This is a genomic window from Treponema endosymbiont of Eucomonympha sp. (assembly GCF_001028545.1).
In genome coordinates, this window is sequence record NZ_BBPW01000727.1 from 1 (window position 1) to 358 (window position 358).

At 34.9% G+C, this 358-nt stretch carries 1 pseudogene; it reads right to left on the bottom strand.

What is annotated here, in order from left to right:
* Positions 1-232 precede the first annotated feature (232 nt).
* Positions 233-358 (bottom strand): annotated as a pseudogene (rplB, locus tag AWU74_RS13030) (50S ribosomal protein L2); the annotation flags it as partial.

The following is a 358-nucleotide window of genomic DNA, read 5'->3' on the forward strand; positions in this document are numbered from 1 at the left end:
TTGAAAAATTGTTTGAGGTAAAAGTAGTAAAATGTACGGTGATGAATGTATTTGGTAAAACAAAACGGGTGCGTTCATATACGGGACACACTTCCGGTTGGAAAAAAACTGTCGTAAAACTTATGCGTGGTTCAATAGTGCGAGTTTTCAAACAGAAAAGATGTGTTATTGTTTCAGACATAAACATTATCAAAAAAACCCTAAAACGACAGAATAAACAAGACTCAGGTAGAATCGCTGAAAGAGGTAATGTATTGCCCACTGTTGGTTCAGCTTGTTCACCTGATAAAATTTTTTGCCCAATCATCAAATTCTTTGGAGCAATGATATAACGTTTTTCTCCATCTGAATAAAAGAC